This is a genomic window from Streptomyces sp. NPDC048442 (assembly GCF_040651475.1).
Taxonomy (GTDB): domain Bacteria; phylum Actinomycetota; class Actinomycetes; order Streptomycetales; family Streptomycetaceae; genus Streptomyces.
This window is the reverse complement of record NZ_JBEZKB010000002.1, coordinates 440,437-457,902: the sequence shown is the minus strand read 5'-3', so window position 1 is coordinate 457,902 and position 17,466 is coordinate 440,437. Positions and strand designations below refer to the sequence as shown.

Below are 17,466 nucleotides of genomic sequence, written 5' to 3'. Positions count from 1 at the left end.
GAGCGGGGCTCGGGCCCGCCCCGGTCGCTCGCCCCGGCCTGGTCACGCGTCCCGGCCCGGTCGCCCGCCCCGTCCTAGTCGGCCGCCGCGACGAGCTCCTCGATGGAGTCGTGGCGTATCCGGCTGCCCGGTATGCCGACCGTGCGCAGCGCGTCCAGGCCGCTGCGGATCATGCCGGGCGGGCCCGACAGATAGGCGTCGTACGCGTTCCAGGGCCCGAACTGCCGTACCGCGTCCGGGAACTGGGCCCGGTCGTCGACCACCGGGCGCACCGACAGCCACGAGTGGGACTTCTGCAGGCGCAGCATCGTGTCGATGTCGTACAGGTCGTAGTCGGTGCGCGCCCCGTAGAACACCTCGACCGGCCGCCGCGCCCCGTGCTGGGCGACGTCCTCCACCAGCGCCTTGATGGGGGCGATGCCGGTGCCGCCGCCGATGCACAGCAGCCCGCTGTCGGTGGTGTGGTCGACGGTCATCGAGCCGGACGGCGGGCCCAGGCGCAGCACGTCGCCGGGGCGGGCCCGGTGCACCAGCGCGTTCGACACCCAGCCCGCCGGGACCGCCTTCACGTGCAAGGTCAGCAGCCCGTCCGCACGCGGGGCCGCAGCGAACGAGTAGTGCCGCCATATCCGCGGCCACCACGGCGTCTCCAGGCTGGTGTACTGCCCGGCCAGGAAGGGGTACGGCTGGTCCGGGCGCAGCGTGACGACGGCTATGTCGGAGGTGCGCAGGTCGTGCGCGACGACCTCGGCGTGCCACCACGCGGGGGAGCGCAGCTCGCTCTCCGCCGCCGCGTCGATCATGACCTGCGAGATCTTCGTGTACGTACGCACCCAGGCCGCCTCGGTCTCCGGGTCCCAGACCGCCTCCGCGTACCGGGCCAGCGCCCCGATCAGGGCCTCGCCGACCGCCGGGTAGTGCGCGGGCTGCGTGCCGTACTTGCGGTGGCCCGATCCGAGATTTCGCAGGTACTCCACCAGCACGTCCGGGGTGTCCATGTGCTCGGCAGCCGTGAGCAGCGCCTTGAACAGCCGGTCGCGCTGGGTGTCCATCGCGGGCGGGAACAGCGGGCGCAGGTCGGGGTACCGGATGAACAGCAGCGCGTAGAAGTACGAGGTCGCCCGGTCAGCGACGGGCTCGACCGCCGCCAGCGTGCGACGGACCCGGAGCGCGTCGGGGGAGGGCTGGGCAGCCGGAGGGGAGGACGTCTCCCCGGGGCCTGGCGGAGGGGAGGGCGTCTCCCCGGGCTCTGCCGGAGGCGTGGGGGTGAACCAGCCGTTGCCCACATCGGGGGCGCCGTTGCCCTCGGCGCCGTTGTTCCCGGCTGTGGTGGTCGGAGCGTCCATTGTGTGCCTCGCCTCGAACGTCATGTGGTCGCGCTTCTCCCTCATTGAGAGCAAGGCGGAAAAGGCTGCGCGTCGGCCGCAGTTCCCGTCGCCGCAGCGTGTCAGCCCGTCCTTCGAAACGGGCCAAGACCGGGAAGTCCTGGTTTCCGATCTCTCCTTACCTCTAGGCTGCTTTCGCCCCATGCCTGTGACCCCGCGGTCTGTGGCAGCGCATTCCCAGGAACGCGGGCACCATTCCTTCCGGGCCCCTGCACGAGCTCGGACGCGATGTTTCACGTGAAACAGCTTCCGTTAAAGCGCTGGACGAACGCTCTGCGCGTACACCAGCCTGGCGACCATGCCCACGCCCCTCACCGAACTCCCCGTCCGCCGCCTGACGCTGCAGGACCTCACCGCCTGCGCCGACCTCGGCGAGGACCGGGACTGGCCCCGTACGGAACACAAATGGGGCCTGCTGCTCACCGCGGGCACCGGCTACGGCATCGACGACCCGGAGGCCCCCGACGGCAAGGGCCTGATCGCCGCCTGCACTCTCACCTCGTACGGCACGGGTGCACCGCACGACCCCTCGTACGCCGTGATCGGCATGGTCCTGGTCGCCGAGCGGTACGGCCGGCAGGGGATCGGCCGCCGGCTGATCCGGCACGCCCTGGCCGAGGCGGGCCGGGCCCAGGTCGCCCTGTCCGCCGGCCCGGCCGGACAGGGACTGTACGAACAGCTGGGCTTCACCGTCGCGAGCAGCGCCGAAATGCTCCGCGGCCACTTCCGCCCCTCGGGCCCGCCGCCCTCGGTCGCCACCCGGCCGGCCACCCCCGGCGACCTCGCCGCGATCATCCGGATGGACATCGAGGTGTTCGGCCACGACCGCACCGCCATGCTCGCGAGGCTGCCCGCCTTCGCGGACCAGCTCCGCGTAGCCGAGGACCAGGACGGCCTCCTCGGCTACGCCGCCGCCTGGCCGGACCGTGACGCCCACACCGTGGGCCCGCTGATCGCCCAGGACACGGAGACCGCGAAAGCACTGGTCGCTTCCCTCGCCACCGGCACCGACCGCCCCCTGCGCATCGACGTCGACGTACGTCACGAAGAACTGCGCGGCTGGCTGAGCGCCCATGGTCTGGCCCCGGTCCTCTTCAACACGGTGATGTCGTACGGCGCCCCCGCGCTTCCGGGCGACTTCCGCCGCCATTTCGCCCCACTGGCGACCGCGACGGGCTGACGGCCGCACGGCGGCGCCCGTCGGCATGCGTACAGACGGAGGCGGAAACGCAGACACATAGGCAGACGGGGACGGGGACGGGGCGAGACTAATTGCACGCGCGGGATATTGCGGCCGTCGCCTATCCTGGAAGGCGGGCCGCACCCCCTGCCGCCCGCTCCGCCCGCAGGAGCCGCCCGCTCCGCCCATCTCACAAGGGGACGAGGAGACACCGGATGACCGCGACCGACCCCGCACTCACTGCCCTCGCCCAGGGCTGGTGCGCCCTCTCCCTGCTGCACAGCCGCATCGAGGCCCACATCGAGAAGGCCCTCCAGGCCCGCCACGACCTCAGCGTCCGCGAGTACTCACTCCTCGACGTCCTCAGCCGCCAGCACAACGGACCCGGCGGCCACCTCCAGATGCGCCAGGTATCCGAAGCCGTCCTCCTCAGCCAGAGCGCCACCACCCGCCTGGTCACCCGCCTCGAAGACCGCGGCCTGCTCACCCGGTACCTCTGCACCACCGACCGCCGCGGCATCTACACCGATGTCACCGACACCGGCCACACTCTCCTCACCCAGGCCCGCCCCACCAACGACACCGCCCTGCGTGAAGCCCTCGACGCCGCCGCCGAGAACCCTGAACTCGCCCCCCTGGTACGCACAGTGGAAGAGCTGCGCACCCCGGCCTGACCTGCGTAACCTTCGCCCATGACCTCTCAGAACAACCGGACGATCGATCCGGCGGACGCCCCGGCACACAGCCCGGCGGACGGCCTGGTGATACGTCCGACGACCGAAGCCGACCTGCCCGCGATCGTCGCGATGCTCGCCGACGACCCGCTCGGCGCACAGCGCGAGTCCCCCGACGACCTCACCCCGTACATCGACGCCCTGAAGCGCCTCGACGCCGATCCGAACCAGCTCGTCGTCGTCGCCGAACGCGCCGGCCGCGTCGTCGGCACCCTCCAGCTCACCCTGATCCCCGGCCTGTCCCGCAAGGGCTCCACCCGCTCGGTCGTCGAGGCCGTGCGCGTCCACGCGGACGAGCGGGGCAGCGGCCTCGGCACCCGCTTCATGGAGTGGGCGGTCGAGGAATCCCGCGCCCGGGGCTGCCAGCTGGTGCAGCTCACCTCCGACGTCAGCCGGAAGGAAGCCCACCGCTTCTACGAGCGGCTCGGCTTCACCGCCTCCCACGTGGGCTTCAAGCTCCAGCTCTGACACGTCCGACAAGGGAACGGGAGCCGCCCGCCCTACGCGCTCCCGTCCCTCAACCAGCCCCCGCAGCAAGCGAACCGGGCCCGACACCGCGAGAAAAAGTCGCGGCGTCGGGCCCTTCGCGCGCCTTACCCGACCCCCCGCCACCCGCGCGCGTCCACACCGCCCGGAACCGGCGCCTGAGGCTCGTACGCCTCTCGCGTGAAGACGAACGACGCCAGGTCGAGATGGCTCACCGACCCGTCCTCCGGCCGCCGCACCACCCGCAGCATCTCCCCCGCGTAGTACCCGTCGAGCCCGACCCAGGTCCCGTCCGGCCTCGCCAGGAAGCGCGAGCCGCGCCCCGCGCCGCCGTCCAGCCGCGCCAGCGAAAGCCCTCGATCGGCCAGCAGCCGCAGACCGTGGGAGAGCGTTCCCCAGTACCAGGCCCCGGTCAGCCCCAGCAGTTCCTGGTCCACCTCGGCCTCCGGCAGCGGACGCCACTCCTCCGCAATACCCGGCTCCGCCTCGGCCACCAGGCATACGAGCTCCGCCGCCAGCGCCCCCGCCTGCAGCCCGGACGTCGCGTTGGTCAGCGCGGAAGCTGCTACTCCGTCCGCCACGCTCACCCACAGACCGGCCACGAAGCCGGGCAACGAGCCGCCGTGTCCCACCAGTTCACGCCCGCCGACGTTGATCACCTGCAGCCCGAGCCCGTACGTACCCGCCCAGCCCCCGGCCTCCAGCGGTGCCGCCGGCGTCCGCATCTCCCGTACGGAATCCGCGCTCAGCACCCGCTCGTCCCCCGCAGCCAGGAAGGCGCCGAACCGGCACAGGTCCCCGGCCGTCGACCACAGCTGCCCCGCAGACGCCATCAGTCCCAGGTCCACCACCGGTTCCGGAAGCAGTACGTCCGCCCAGGGGTGCACCGCCCACCCCTCCGCGTACGGCGCCTGCGGCTGCGCACTCGTCCGTGTCAGCCCCAGCGGCTCCGTGATCTCCCGCCGCACCGCCTCCGCCCACGGCACTCCGCGCACCGCCTCGACGAGCGAACCGAGCAGCGTGTAACCGGGGTTGGAGTAGTGGTGCACCCGCCCGACCGGATGCGGACGTGCCTCTTCCGCCCCTACGTCGCCCAGGACGTCGGCCAACTCGGGGCGCAGGTCACCGGGCGTACGCTCCCACCACGGACCGGGTGTCTCGGCCGCCAGACCGCTGGTGTGACCGAGCAGTTGGAAGATCGTGGCGTCGCCCGCGCCCGTGTCCGGCACGTACTTCTCCAGCGGGTCCGCGAGATCCAGCAGCCCCTCGTCGCGCAGCCGCATCACCAGCACCGCGGTGAACGTCTTGGTGATCGACCCGATCCGGTACTGCGTCTCCACATCCGCCGTCCGGCCGGTCGCCGACGCCCCGCGCGCACCGCTCCACACCACCTGCCCCTCCCGTTGCACGGCCGCCACCAGGGAGGGCGCCCGGCCGGCGGCCTGAGCGGCGGCGACGCTGTGCAGCAGAGCACGGCGGGTGGTGGGCAAGAGATCAAGAACGTCGGGGGCTGTGTTCGTACGAGTGGTCATACGCAACAACTACCTCTCCGCGCACTCCTCGTCGAACACATTCGACAGCACCCCTATCGCCCGCTCCAGCAGCATCTGCTCCCCCTCCGGCAACCACCGCCCCGCATGCACCATCCGCAGCACCAGTACGAGCCGTTCCCGGTCAGCCGCCGTCCCCAGATTGCCCAGGTGGGCGGGGAGCACCAGCCCCAGCGCCTTGAGCTCCGCCCGCGCACACCACAGCGTCACCAGCTCGTCCAGCGGACCGCCTGCCCCACCCGCCGGACTCCCTGCGTCCGTCTCCGCTGCCGCTGCTGCCTCCGACCGCAGCCCCTCCGCGATCGCGAACCGCATCCAGTCCCGGTACTCCCCCTCCGGCACCGTGTCGACGTGCGCCGCCGCCCGCGCACAGTGCTCGTGCGCCAGACCTCCGTCACCCAACTCGCCGTACGACTTGGCCATGTTGAGGTGCAGTGACGCGTAGAAGCCCGCGACCCGCGCGTCCCCCACCCGGTCCGCCCGCTCCAGGCACTCGCGGTTCCACCGCAGCGTCTCCTCGGGTGACGACTGCTGCCGCGCCAGGTAGTGCGCGGCCACGCAGGCGTCGTAGTCGTCACCGGCGCTCTCCCACGCCCGCACGAAGAGCCGGCCCGCCTCATCGGCCCGCCCCTCCGCTTCCGCCTGCATTCCCCGCACGCACAGCAGCACTACCGGATTCTCCACGTCCACAGCCCTCACCAGCCCTTTCGTCGCCGTCCTGGTCGCCCTCGTCCTTCACCGGCATCACCAGCGTCGTAAAGCTCCCCTGGTCCGCCGACCGCACCACCACCGGTTCCACCGCCGACGCGATCTCCAGGAGTACGTCAGGTCCGACCCCGACATCGAGCGCCTGAAGCAGCACCTCCGCATCGAACGCCACCCGCACCGCCCCCGGCCCGGCGCCGACCGCACCCAGCACCACCGCGCGCAGTACCACCGCGCGCAGCACCTCCCGTCGGCCCGCGCCCCGCACCTCGCAGACCAACTCCCCCTCCGCACCGGATGTGAGCACCACAGGACCGCCCCCACCTGCAAGAACGCCCCGCAGCGCGGCCCTCTCGACGATCACCCGGTGACGTACATCGGAAAGACCGTCCAGCACCATCCGGTACTGCGGAAACTCCCCGCCCGTATACGGCGCCACCTCTCGCCACTGACCGGCCTCACCCACCTCACTGGCACCAACGGCCTCCCCGGCCACCCGGGCCCGCGCACTGCGCCCGCCACCACCGGTCTCCCACTCGACCTCGGCCGCCCGCAGCGCCCACGCCCCGACCTCACGGAGCTCCTCCGCGCCCACCAGCACCCGGCCAGGGCCACCCCCTGTCGCCGTGGCCCTCAACACCCGTACGACAAGCCGGTAGCGGTCCGTCGCCACCAGCCGCACCTCGTCCGCCTCCCCGTCCCCACCCCCGTCCCACTCGACCAGTACGCACCCGAGCACCGGGAACTCTTCCCGCAGCGTCCCCGTAGCAACCGCCGGCACCACCTGCCGCACCGCGCTCGCCAGTTCGGCACCACCCAACCGAACGGAGGCCACCCCTCCACCCGCCGGGCCCCCGACAACCGGAGTGCTGGCCTCCGCCACCGCCGGCAGCCCCCGCAGAATCTCCTCGATCAGCGCTCCCGCCGCCCGAGCCACGTCCCGGGTCCGCCGCGCATGGCCCAGCAGCACCTCCCGCGCGTCGTCCGGCGCACCGTCCAGCACCACCGCCGCGTCCACCAGCGGCACCCCGGCCTCCCGGAGCCGCCGCACCAGCACCGCGCGCCCCACCTGCCCCGGCGCGTAGAACCGGTAGCCCGTACTTCCGTCCACCCGCTCGGGGCGCAACACACCGCAGTCGTCGTAGAACCGCAGCGCGCTCGGCGCCAGTCCCACCCGCCGCGCGAACGCGCCGATGCTCAGCAGCGCCGCGGAACCGCCGACACCCGCTTCCGTCTCTCCCATGAGCGCGATTGTCGACGTTCAAGCCACCTGAAGGTCAATTCCCCCAGGTCAGAGCGGTCCACACGCAAGAAGAGGGCCGACGCCACATCAGGCGCCGACCCTCCTCCTCACTCAGTCCCTCGACTACCCCTGAGCGACCGGCCGGTACGTGCACACATGCACTCCCGCCTCACTGGTCACCGTCGAAACCAGCTCCAGCGGCCGCAGCCCGCCGTCGGCCGGGAAGATCGACTTCCCGCCGCCGAGCAGCACCGGCATGACTATCAGCCGCAGCTCGTCGGCCAGGCCCTCGCTCAGCAGCGTGCGCACGAGCGCGGAGCTCCCCATGACCACAAGGTCCCCGCCCTCGGACTCACGCAGCTCCCTGATGCGGGCGACTGCCTCGTCACCGGGTACGAGCCTGCTGTTCTCCCAGGTCAGGTCGGACTTGCCCAGCGTCCGCGAAACGACGTACTTGGGCAGGGAGTTCATCCGGTCGGCGAACGGGTCGCCCGCCCGCTCCGGCCACGCCCCCGCCATCGTCTGCCACGTACGACGCCCGAACAGCAGCCCCTCGGCCTTGCTCAGCGCGCAGTCGAAGGCGCCGCCCACCACCTCCGGGTCGAAGAACGGGTGCGACCAGCCACCGTGCGCGAATCCGCCGTCCTCGTCCTCCCCGGGGCCGCCCGGCGCCTGCACGACGCCGTCCAGGCTGATGAACTCACTGATGACGATGCGCATGGTCCCGACCCTCTTCCGCTGCTGGGTGGTTACGGCAATGGAGACTGCCGCGCCGCCCCGGAATCATCGCCCACCCAGCGCCCAGCAACGGTGATCCACATCACGCACCGCGCAGCACCCGCACACCCATATGGGCCATCTCCGGCGGTAACGACCAGCTGACCGTACTTACCGTCTGAGGGCGGTCGCGGCCGGTCCGCGCCGGGCGAGTGAAGCGGCCGGTCCGCGCCGGGCGAGTGAAGCGGGAACAGAGAGCACGAGGCATTCATGGATCCGGTGACGGACTCCCTCCACGAACTCCACAGGCGCATCAGCGCACTGAAGGGCGGCGAAGTCGCCTCCTACATTCCGAAGCTCGCCCAGGCCGACCCGGACGACTTCGGGATCGCCCTCACCAGCATGGCCGGCCACCGCTACCAGGCCGGGAAGGCCGACACCCACTTCAGCATCCAGTCGGTCTCCAAGCCCTTCGTCTACGCCCTGGCCCTGACCGACCTGGGGCCCGACGAGATGCTCGGACGCGTCGGCGCCGAGCCCAGCGGCGAAGCCTTCAACGCCATCAGCCTGGAGCCGGGCACCGGCCGGCCGGCCAACCCGATGGTCAACGCCGGGGCCATCGCCACCACTGCCCTGGTCAAGGCAGCCGACCCCGCAGAGCGGTCCGCCCGCATCCTGGACTGGCTGTCGGCGTTCGCCGGCCGCCGCCTCGACTACGACGAGGACGTGTACGCCTCCGAGTCCGAGAGCGGCGATCGCAACCGCGCACTGGCTTATCTGATGCGCTCGGCCGGATCGCTGGACGACGACCCCCACTCCGTGACCGACACCTACTTCCGCCAGTGCTCCGTCCGGGTCACCGCGGCCGACCTGGCGGTCATGGCCGCGACCCTGGCCAAGGGCGGCCTCAACCCGGTCACCGGCGAACGCGTCGTGACCCAGGACGTCGCGGTGCGGACCCTGGCGATCATGGCCACCTGCGGCATGTACGACGGCGCCGGGCAGTGGCTGCTCAACGTCGGGCTGCCTGCCAAGAGCGGCGTCGCCGGCGGGCTGATCGCGTGCAGTCCCGGCCGTTTCGGCGTCGCGCTCTACAGCCCGCCACTGGACGCGGAAGGCAACTCCGTACGGGGCGTGGCCGCCCTCACCGAGATGTCCGAACGGTTCGCGCTCCACCTCATGCACGCCCCGGTGCACCTGACGGCCACCGTCACCGACACCGTGCACGCAGCGCGGTCTTCGCGTGTGCGCGATCCCGGACAGGCCGCAGCCCTGGACCGCGACCGGCGGCGCATCGCCGTCGTCGGCGCCCAGGGCGATCTGGAGTTCACCGAGACCGAACAGCTCTTGAATGCCGTGGCGCACGCCACCCCCGCCACACCCGGCGGGCTGGTCCTGGACCTCACGGCAGTCACCGCCATCAGCCCCGGCCCCGCCACGATGCTCACCGCCACCCTGGCGGACCTCGAGAAACGGGGCCACCGGGTCGCCGTCGCTCTCCAGAAACCGTTCCTGGACGACAACGACGGCCACCCCGGCTCCTGGACTGCCACCCGCGACGACGCCGTGGCCTGGTGCGAAGACCGGTTCCTCGACGGCGAATGAGCCACCGAGCACGAGGACTGCATACGAGATACGAGCTCAGATCGCGCACCGATGAGTTTCCCGCGGCGCGCCGGTCTGTCCACATGGGAGCGACTCACGGAAGGCTGCCGCCATGCGGAAACTGATCTTCGGCATGAACCTGACCCTGGACGGCTACATCGCCGCGCCCGGCGACGACATCGGCTGGAGCGTGCCGAGCGACGAGCTGTTCCAGTTCTGGTCCGACCAGTTGCAGGCGACCGACCTGTCGCTCTACGGGCGCAAGCTGTGGCAGACGATGAGCTCCTACTGGCCGACCGGCGACCAGCAGCCGGGCGCCACCCCGGCGGAGATCGAGTTCGCGCACCGCTGGCGGGACATGTCGAAGGTGGTGTTCTCCTCGACGATCGACAAGGTCGACTGGACCACCCGCCTGGTCACCGGCGACGCGGTCGCCGAGATCACCCGGCTCAAGGCCGAGGACGGCGGCCCGATGGACATCGGCGGCGCGACGCTCGCCGGGGCGGCCATGCGGGCCGGGCTGATCGACGAGTACGTGCTGGCCACCGCGCCGGTCCTGGTGGGCGGCGGCACGCCGTTCTTCACCGCGCTGGACAGCTGGGTGAACCTGAACCTGGTGGAGACGCGCACGCTTCCCTGCGGCGTGATCCTGACCAGGTACGAGACGAGGCGCTGAGCGCCCGTCACGCGACTCGACTGCTGACGGGCACTCACCGTCTCGCTGTGCCGCGAAATCCGAGGCCCGGCACCCCCCGTCCGAGGCCCTGCACCCCCCGTCCGAGGCCCTGCACACCCCCGTCCGAGGCCCGGCACCCGCCGGGATCAGGTCTGCGCCATGTCCACGAACCGCGAGTAGTGGCCCTGGAAGGCCACCGTGATCGTCGCCGTCGGACCGTTACGGTGCTTGCCGACGATGATGTCCGCCTCGCCCGCGCGCGGCGACTCCTTCTCGTACGCATCCTCGCGGTGCAGCAGGATCACCATGTCCGCGTCCTGCTCGATCGACCCGGATTCACGCAGGTCGGAGACCATCGGCTTCTTGTCCGTACGCTGCTCGGGACCACGGTTCAGCTGGGACAGCGCGATCACCGGCACCTCCAGCTCCTTCGCCAGCAGCTTCAGGTTTCGCGACATGTCCGAGACCTCCTGCTGGCGGCTCTCACTCCGCTTGGAGCCACCGGCCTGCATCAGCTGCAGATAGTCGATGATCACCAGCTTGATGTCCTGCCGCTGCTTCAGCCGCCGGCACTTGGCACGGATCTCCATCATCGACAGGTTCGGTGAGTCGTCGATGAACAGCGGGGCCGCCGAGACGTCGGGCATCCGCCGGGCCAGTCGCGTCCAGTCGTCGTCCGTCATCGACCCGGAGCGCATGTGGTGCAGCGCCACCCGCGCCTCCGCCGACAGCAGACGCATCGCGATCTCGTTGCGGCCCATTTCGAGCGAGAAGATCACGCTGGCCATGTTGTTCTGGATCGAACAGGCCCGCGCGAAGTCCAGCGCCAACGTCGACTTGCCCATGGCGGGGCGGGCCGCGATGACAATCATCTGGCCCGGGTGCAGGCCGTTCGTCAGCGAGTCCAGGTCGGTGAACCCGGTCGGCACACCGGACATCTGGCCGCTGCGCGAGCCGATCGCCTCGATCTCGTCGAGCGCGCCCTCCATGATGTCGCCGAGCGGGGCGTAATCCTCCGACGTGCGCTGTTCGGTGACGGCGTAGATCTCGGCCTGCGCGGAGTTGACGATCTCGTCGACGTCGCCGTCGCCCGCGTATCCCATCTGCGTGATCTTCGTGCCTGCCTCGACGAGGCGGCGCAGCACCGCTCGCTCGTGGACGATCTCCGCGTAGTACTCGGCGTTGGCCGCCGTCGGCACCGACTGCACCAGTGTGTGCAGGTACGGGGCGCCACCGACCTTGGTGATCTCGCCGCGCTTGGTGAGCTCGGCGCTGACCGTGATCGGGTCGGCGGGCTCACCCTTCGCGTACAGGTCGAGGATGGCCTGGAAGACGGTCTCGTGCGCCGGCTTGTAGAAGTCGTGGCCCTTGAGGACCTCCACGACGTCGGCGATGGCGTCCTTGGAGAGCAGCATGCCGCCGAGCACGGACTGCTCCGCGTCCAGGTCCTGCGGCGGTACGCGCTCGAAGCCGCTGCCCCCGCCGCCCTCCCAGCCACCGCCCTCGGAGCCTCTGTCGTGCCGGTCGTCACGGCCGCGTCCGCCGTCGCCGTTCCGCTTGCGGGCGGGCAGACGGTCACCCGGACCGCTGTCGGCCCAGGGGTCGTCCAAGGGCTCGGAAATCGTCACCGGGCCCACCTCCTCCCGTCCGCGCTGCGGACCTCGCTGTGCCACTCTTTCTTACGGCACGGCTCTGACAAATGAGACGCCCGACTTCCGCTTCCGGCACATCAAGTCCGGTGGTTTCCCGGGGCACCTGTGACGCCGGAAGACAGGGCGGGCGCCGGTCCACGGTAGGCCCGCGGGCACCGTCAGCCAATCTGGTTATCCACAGGGCCTGTGCGAAACAGACGACTTGCTGTGGAGAACTCGCCAGAACCTGTGCACGGACCGGGGGACAGCGCTGTGGACAAGTTCACAACCCTCCCCCAACCACCCACCTGACCTGCGAAAACACCATCCACCGGCTGTGGGGGAGAAAAACTTTCGAAGCCGGACCAAGATCACTTCAAACGGCGCACACCCGGACCCCCAGAACGACGAACAGTAAGGGTCACAGGACCCTTGCATCTCTTACCTGTGGAAGATTAGATTGAGGCCATGACCCAGGCTCCCGCGGCATCGAAACCAGGCCGCCGTCGGCACGACCGCGAGATCGTCGCCCTCGCCCTCCCCGCCTTCGGCGCACTGGTCGCCGAGCCCCTGTTCCTGATGGCCGACAGCGCGATCGTCGGCCACCTCGGCACCCCCCAGCTCGCCGGGCTCGGCATCGCCTCGGGGCTCCTCACCACCGCGGTGAGCATCTTCGTCTTTCTCGCGTACGCGACCACGGCCGCCGTCTCCCGCCGCGTCGGCGCCGGGGACCTCGCCGCCGCCATCCGCCAGGGAATGGACGGCATCTGGCTGGCTCTGCTCCTCGGCGCGGTCGTCATCGCCGCCGTCCTGCCGGGCGCCCCCGGCCTGGTCGACCTCTTCGGTGCCTCCGACACGGCCGCCCCGTACGCCATCACGTACCTGCGGATCTCCAGCCTCGGCATCCCCGCGATGCTCGTGGTCCTGGCCGCCACCGGCGTACTGCGCGGCCTCCAGGACACCAGGACTCCGCTCTACGTCGCGATCGGCGGCTTCGTCGCGAACGGCATCCTCAATGTGCTCCTGGTGTACGGCTTCGGGCTCGGCATCGCCGGGTCCGCGTGGGGCACCGTCGCCGCCCAGTGGGCGATGGCCGCCGTCTACCTCGTGGTCGTCGTCCGCGGCGCCCGCCGCCACGGCGCCCCGCTGCGCCCGGACGCCGCCGGAATACGCGCCTCGGCCCAAGCCGGAGTCCCGCTCCTCGTCCGTACGCTGTCGCTGCGCGCGGTACTGATGATCGCGACCGCGGTCGCCGCCCGCCTGGGCGACGCCGACATTGCCGCCCACCAGATCATCCTGACCCTGTGGAGCCTGCTGGCCTTCGCCCTGGACGCGATCGCGATCGCCGGGCAGTCCATCATCGGCCGCTATCTGGGAGCGGGCGACAAGGAGGGCGCCCGAGCGGCCTGCCGCCGCATGGTCGAGTGGGGCATTGCCGCCGGAGTGGTGCTGGGCGTTCTGGTCGCACTCGCCCGCCCGCTCTTTGTCCCGCTCTTCACGAGCGACCAGGTCGTACGGGACACCCTGCTGCCCGCGCTCCTGGTGGTGGCAGTCAGCCAGCCGATCTCGGGGGTGGTCTTCATCCTCGACGGTGTGCTGATGGGCGCGGGCGACGGCCCATACCTGGCATGGGCGATGCTCGCCACTCTCGCGGTGTTCGCCCCGGTGGCACTGCTGGTCCCGAAGCTGGGCGGCGGCCTGACGGCACTGTGGTGGGCGATGGTGCTGATGATGGCGGTCCGCATGGCCACCCTGTGGTGGCGCACCAGGTCGGGGCGCTGGCTCGTCACGGGCGCCACCCGCTGACGTGCCGTACGGGCATGTTTCACGTGAAACAGAGCAGTTCGCGGCGGCTTCACCGCTGCTGTTTCACGTGAAACAGAGAAGGGCCGCATCCCCGAGGGGATGCGGCCCTTCCTTCTGCTCAGACCTTCTCAGGCCGGGGCGAGCTGCACTCAGGCAGCAACGACCTCGACGCCGAGCTTCGCGGCCACGTCGTCGTGCAGACGCACGGAGACCTGGTACGAACCGAGGGTCTTGATCGGGGCGCCGAGCTCAACGCGACGCTTGTCGACCTTCGGACCACCGGCGGCGACGATCGCGGCAGCGACGTCGGCGGGGGTCACGGAGCCGAAGAGACGGCCGGCGTCGCCGGAGCGAACAGCCAGGCTGACCTTCGTGCCCTCGAGCTTGGCCTTGACCTCGTTGGCCTGCTCGATGGTCGCGATCTCGTGGATCTTGCGGGCGCGGCGGATCTGCGCCACGTCCTTCTCGCCACCCTTGGTCCAGCGCAGCGCGAAGCCACGGGGAACCAGGTAGTTGCGAGCGTAGCCGTCCTTGACGTCGACGACGTCGCCGGCGGTGCCGAGGCCAGAGACCTCGTGGGTCAGGATGATCTTCATCTGTCGGTCACCCTTCCCTTATCGCGCGGTGGACGTGTAGGGCAGCAGCGCCATCTCACGGCTGTTCTTCACAGCCGTGGCGACGTCACGCTGGTGCTGCGTGCAGTTGCCGGTAACGCGGCGGGCACGGATCTTGCCACGGTCGGAAATGAACTTCCGCAGCATGTTCGTGTCCTTGTAGTCCACGTACTGGGTCTTGTCCTTGCAGAACGCGCAGACCTTCTTCTTAGGCTTGCGCACAGGCGGCTTCGCCATTGTGTCTCTCCTGTGTGATCAAGAAGTGGGGGATCGAACTGCCCTAGAAGGGCGGCTCGTCCGAGTAGCCACCGCCGCCGGAGCCGGAGTTGCCGGAGTTTCCACCCCAGCCACCCCCGCCCTGCTGCGGCTGCCCACCGGCCGGTGCGCTGGAGGCCCAGGGGTCGTCGGAGGGAGCTGCTGCTCCTCCGCCGCCCTGCTGGCCGCCACCGGAGCCGCCGCCCCAGTTGCCGCCGCCGCCACCCTGCTGGCCGCCACCGCCGCCGTACCCGCCGCCCTGGCCGCCGCGACCGGTGGTCTTGGTGACCTTGGCCGTAGCGGTCTTGAGGCTGGGGCCGACTTCCTCGACGTCCAGTTCGTAGACCGTGCGCTTGATGCCCTCACGGTCTTCGTAGGACCGCTGCTTCAGCCGGCCCTGCACGATGACGCGCATGCCTCGCTGGAGCGACTCCGCGACGTTCTCCGCCGCCTGACGCCAGACCGAGCAGGTGAGGAACAGGCCATCGCCGTCCTTCCACTCGTTGGTCTGCTTGTCGAAGATGCGGGGAGTGGACGCGACACGGAACTTCGCGACCGCCGCACCGGACGGGGTGAAGCGCAGCTCGGGGTCGTCGACGAGATTGCCGACGACCGTGATGACGGTCTCGCCTGCCATGGGTGAACCTCTCGGCGGGGATTGCTGCTGGCTGCTGTGGTGCTGCTGGTGGGTGCTACTCGGACCCGATTACCGCTGAACCGAAGTTCAGTGGGTCTCGGGGCGGAGGACCTTGGTCCGGAGGACCGACTCGTTCAGGTTCATCTGTCGGTCGAGCTCCTTGACGACCGCAGGCTCGGCCTGCAGGTCGATGACCGAGTAGATGCCCTCGGGCTTCTTCTTGATCTCGTAGGACAGACGACGACGGCCCCAGGTGTCGACCTTCTCGACCTTTCCGTTGCCCTCACGGACGACGGAGAGGAAGTTCTCGATCAGGGGGGCGACGGCGCGCTCCTCGAGATCGGGGTCGAGGATGACCATCATTTCGTAGTGACGCATGTAGAACCCACCTCCTTTGGACTCAGCGGCCACGGTCGATCCGTGGCAGGAGGGTCGTGATGCGTTTGCAACGGTATCGGCTGCCACTGACAATCCCGCGGGAAAAGACCCACGGAGACGTTTAGGGCAGGGGCGACACCGGTGCAGACCGTCCAGAGTACCCGTAGAGAGGCTTCCGGTTGAAATCGGGCCCCGAGGGGACGCAATCTGTACACAGCGGGGGTGAGCGGCGCTAAGGTGCGCCGCCTTCTGCCAGGAGGTGCCTCATGGCACAGACAATGCGACGCAGCTCGTCCATTTCTCTCTTCGCGACCGACGGGAAACCTCATCCGATCCAGGACACCCTGATGGGGGTGACGCTGGCGCTGGGTGCGCTGGCGCTGGTGACGGCGATGTTCCACCACCTCCACCTGGTGAGTTCCTGGGCGGGACTGCTCGGGATCCTCATCGGCGGGTACGCGATGTACGTGTCCGCGACGACCCGGGAGAGGTTCGTGACGATCGTCGGTCTGGGCGCCTCGGCCGTCGGCTTCTTCCTCGGCATGGCACACGGCGGGCTCTTCGGCGGCGTCCTGGGCTAGCACCGGCTCAGCACCGGCTCCGATCCCGGCAGGACAGGGCCGGGCGGGGCGCTCCTTCGGCCCAGTAGGCTTCGGCGCGAGAGCCGGAGCCCCTGACCCCATGGGGACACACCTGCCGAGGAGCGCCCCGCATGACGAGCCTGACCCTTCGGACCATCAGCCGAGAGCAGCATCTGGCCTACATCCAGAGCCTGCCCGCGGCGAGTCACATGCAGGTTCCGGCATGGGCCGACGTGAAGGCGGAGTGGCGCTCGGAGAGCCTGGGCTGGTTCGACAGGACCGGCGAACTGGTCGGCGTCGGCCTGGTGCTGTACCGCCAACTGCCCAAGATCAAGCGATACTTGGCGTACCTGCCCGAGGGCCCGGTCATCAACTGGTACGCCCCGAACCTGGACGACTGGCTGCAGCCGATGCTGACGCACCTGAAGCAACAGGGTGCGTTCTCGGTGAAGATGGGCCCGCCCGTGGTGATCCGCCGCTGGAACGCGGCGGCCATCAAGTCCGGCATCCAGGACCCCGACGTGAAGCGCCTGCGGGACGTGGAGGCCACCCACATCGAGCCGCGCGCCTTCGAGGTCCAGGACCGGCTGCGGAAGATGGGCTGGCAGCAGGGCGAGGACGACGCCGCCGGTTTCGGTGACGCGCAGCCCCGCTACGTTTTCCAGGTGCCGCTGGCGAACCGGTCGCTGGAGGAGGTCCACAAGGGCTTCAACCAGCTGTGGCGCCGCAACATCAAGAAGGCCGAGAAGGCCGGCGTCGAGGTCGTCCAGGGCGGTTACCAGGACCTCGCGGAGTGGCAGCGGCTGTACGAGATCACCGCGGTCCGCGACCACTTCCGGCCGCGCCCGCTCGAGTACTTCCAGCGCATGTGGTCGGCCCTCAACACCGAGGACCCCAACCGGATGCGGCTGTATTTCGCCCGCCATAACGGGGTCAACCTCTCGGCTGCCACGATGCTGGTGGTCGGCGGGCACGTCTGGTACTCCTACGGCGCCTCGGACAACATCGGCCGCGAGGTCCGGCCGTCGAACGCGATGCAGTGGCGGATGCTCCGCGACTCGTACGCGATGGGCGCCTCGGTCTACGACCTGCGCGGCATCTCCGACTCGCTGGACGAGACGGACCACCTCTTCGGCCTGATCCAGTTCAAGGTGGGTACGGGTGGCGAGGCCGCCCAGTACCTGGGCGAGTGGGACTTCCCCCTCAACAAGCTGCTCCACAAGGCGCTCGACGTCTACATGTCGCGCCGCTGATGTCCGGGCCCCTGGGCCCGCGTACGTTTC

The 17,466-nt window shown here is 70.1% G+C and carries 18 protein-coding genes; 8 read left to right on the top strand and 10 right to left on the bottom strand.

Going from position 1 to position 17,466, the window contains the following annotated elements; genetic code table 11:
• Window positions 1-74: 74 nt before the first annotated feature.
• Window positions 75-1,346, bottom strand: a complete 1,272-nt coding sequence (locus AB0D18_RS05950) for a globin domain-containing protein (protein ID WP_362413348.1) — start codon at window positions 1,344-1,346, stop codon at window positions 75-77.
• A gap of 337 nt (window positions 1,347-1,683) precedes the next feature.
• On the opposite strand from AB0D18_RS05950, the gene AB0D18_RS05945 reads away from it, so the two are divergent.
• The 3 genes from AB0D18_RS05945 to AB0D18_RS05935 all read left to right on the top strand — a co-directional run bounded on the left by AB0D18_RS05945 (window position 1,684) and on the right by AB0D18_RS05935 (window position 3,767).
• On the top strand, window positions 1,684-2,565 hold the full coding sequence (locus AB0D18_RS05945) for a GNAT family N-acetyltransferase (protein WP_362413346.1): 882 nt from the start codon (window positions 1,684-1,686) through the stop codon (window positions 2,563-2,565).
• Window positions 2,566-2,780: 215 nt separating this feature from the next.
• Window positions 2,781-3,239: a MarR family transcriptional regulator gene (locus tag AB0D18_RS05940; protein WP_362413344.1), complete on the top strand. Its 459-nt coding sequence runs from the start codon at window positions 2,781-2,783 to the stop codon at window positions 3,237-3,239.
• Window positions 3,240-3,257: 18 nt separating this feature from the next.
• Entirely contained in the window at window positions 3,258-3,767 is a 510-nt protein-coding gene (locus tag AB0D18_RS05935; RefSeq protein ID WP_362413342.1) for a GNAT family N-acetyltransferase, read from the top strand.
• A gap of 125 nt (window positions 3,768-3,892) precedes the next feature.
• Here the strand turns inward: AB0D18_RS05935 and AB0D18_RS05930 are convergent, their stop codons facing one another.
• From AB0D18_RS05930 to AB0D18_RS05915, 4 genes are all read right to left on the bottom strand, one after another.
• Window positions 3,893-5,317 carry a serine hydrolase domain-containing protein gene (locus AB0D18_RS05930; protein ID WP_362413340.1) on the bottom strand — a complete coding sequence of 475 codons (1,425 nt, stop codon included), beginning with the start codon at window positions 5,315-5,317 and terminating at the stop codon, window positions 3,893-3,895.
• A gap of 9 nt (window positions 5,318-5,326) precedes the next feature.
• Window positions 5,327-6,019 carry a hypothetical protein gene (locus AB0D18_RS05925; protein ID WP_362413338.1) on the bottom strand — a complete coding sequence of 231 codons (693 nt, stop codon included), beginning with the start codon at window positions 6,017-6,019 and terminating at the stop codon, window positions 5,327-5,329.
• Window positions 5,952-7,283: a MerR family transcriptional regulator gene (locus AB0D18_RS05920; RefSeq protein ID WP_362413337.1), complete on the bottom strand. Its 1,332-nt coding sequence runs from the start codon at window positions 7,281-7,283 to the stop codon at window positions 5,952-5,954. Before AB0D18_RS05920 ends, AB0D18_RS05925 begins: the two co-directional genes overlap by 68 nt.
• Before the next feature lie 123 nt (window positions 7,284-7,406).
• The gene (locus AB0D18_RS05915) at window positions 7,407-8,003 is read right to left on the bottom strand and encodes a dihydrofolate reductase family protein (RefSeq protein ID WP_362413335.1); all 597 of its coding nucleotides are present in this window, start codon (window positions 8,001-8,003) and stop codon (window positions 7,407-7,409) included.
• A gap of 267 nt (window positions 8,004-8,270) precedes the next feature.
• Between AB0D18_RS05915 and glsA the strand changes: the two genes are divergently transcribed.
• Both glsA and AB0D18_RS05905 read left to right on the top strand, forming a co-directional pair.
• Window positions 8,271-9,605, top strand: a complete 1,335-nt coding sequence (gene glsA / locus AB0D18_RS05910; RefSeq protein WP_362413333.1) for a glutaminase A — start codon at window positions 8,271-8,273, stop codon at window positions 9,603-9,605.
• Window positions 9,606-9,717: 112 nt separating this feature from the next.
• Window positions 9,718-10,281 (top strand): dihydrofolate reductase family protein, encoded by a 564-nt coding sequence (locus AB0D18_RS05905; RefSeq protein WP_362413331.1) that lies wholly within the window; start codon window positions 9,718-9,720, stop codon window positions 10,279-10,281.
• A 146-nt stretch (window positions 10,282-10,427) separates the two neighbouring features.
• Here AB0D18_RS05905 and dnaB read toward each other — a convergent pair whose 3' ends face one another.
• Window positions 10,428-11,891, bottom strand: a complete 1,464-nt coding sequence (gene dnaB / locus AB0D18_RS05900) for a replicative DNA helicase (RefSeq protein ID WP_362413441.1) — start codon at window positions 11,889-11,891, stop codon at window positions 10,428-10,430.
• Window positions 11,892-12,380: 489 nt separating this feature from the next.
• Between dnaB and AB0D18_RS05895 the strand changes: the two genes are divergently transcribed.
• A complete protein-coding gene (locus AB0D18_RS05895; RefSeq protein ID WP_362413329.1) occupies window positions 12,381-13,718 on the top strand; it encodes an MATE family efflux transporter in 1,338 nt (445 codons plus the stop codon).
• Window positions 13,719-13,867: 149 nt separating this feature from the next.
• Here the strand turns inward: AB0D18_RS05895 and rplI are convergent, their stop codons facing one another.
• The 4 genes from rplI to rpsF form a co-directional block, all read right to left on the bottom strand.
• Entirely contained in the window at window positions 13,868-14,314 is a 447-nt protein-coding gene (gene rplI / locus AB0D18_RS05890) for a 50S ribosomal protein L9 (protein WP_362413327.1), read from the bottom strand.
• A gap of 18 nt (window positions 14,315-14,332) precedes the next feature.
• On the bottom strand, window positions 14,333-14,569 hold the full coding sequence (rpsR, locus tag AB0D18_RS05885) for a 30S ribosomal protein S18 (protein WP_003967857.1): 237 nt from the start codon (window positions 14,567-14,569) through the stop codon (window positions 14,333-14,335).
• Between the two features lie 43 nt (window positions 14,570-14,612).
• Window positions 14,613-15,224: a single-stranded DNA-binding protein gene (locus AB0D18_RS05880; RefSeq protein ID WP_362413324.1), complete on the bottom strand. Its 612-nt coding sequence runs from the start codon at window positions 15,222-15,224 to the stop codon at window positions 14,613-14,615.
• A gap of 87 nt (window positions 15,225-15,311) precedes the next feature.
• Window positions 15,312-15,602, bottom strand: coding sequence for a 30S ribosomal protein S6 (rpsF, locus tag AB0D18_RS05875; RefSeq protein ID WP_055610618.1), 291 nt, complete (start codon window positions 15,600-15,602; stop codon window positions 15,312-15,314).
• Window positions 15,603-15,868: 266 nt separating this feature from the next.
• Between rpsF and AB0D18_RS05870 the strand changes: the two genes are divergently transcribed.
• Window positions 15,869-16,183: a hypothetical protein gene (locus AB0D18_RS05870; RefSeq protein ID WP_362413322.1), complete on the top strand. Its 315-nt coding sequence runs from the start codon at window positions 15,869-15,871 to the stop codon at window positions 16,181-16,183.
• 131 nt (window positions 16,184-16,314) lie between these two features.
• The gene (locus AB0D18_RS05865; RefSeq protein ID WP_362413320.1) at window positions 16,315-17,436 is read left to right on the top strand and encodes a peptidoglycan bridge formation glycyltransferase FemA/FemB family protein; all 1,122 of its coding nucleotides are present in this window, start codon (window positions 16,315-16,317) and stop codon (window positions 17,434-17,436) included.
• Window positions 17,437-17,466: the final 30 nt, after the last annotated feature.